Annotated in this window: 1 pseudogene; it reads right to left on the reverse strand. The window is 44.9% G+C overall.

The features are described 5' to 3' along the window. A pseudogene (locus CWC16_RS19530) lies at window positions 1-267 on the reverse strand (aminopeptidase PepB); the annotation flags it as partial.

Raw genomic sequence — 267 nt, forward strand, 5'->3', positions numbered from 1 at the left:
TTCGTGGATACCAATCCATTGCTGCTCCAACAGCGCGTCGCCTTTAATGATTTGATAGCTAACATGCTCAGGTGCCAATGACTGAATAAACTCAGCCGCTTTTCCAGCAAGGCTTTCAGGATAAATATCTTCGGCCGTCCCGTTGATCATCTGACGCATCCATGTTGCCGACGCTTTTAATGCATCAAGCTCTTTTAGATCTGACTGGTCGTTGTCAACAAACACCACACCATCTAATGCCTTTGGTGACACAAAACCTTGATAAAA

It is taken from the genome of Pseudoalteromonas sp. S3776 (assembly GCF_005886915.1).
In the GTDB taxonomy this organism is placed as follows: Bacteria; Pseudomonadota; Gammaproteobacteria; order Enterobacterales; family Alteromonadaceae; genus Pseudoalteromonas.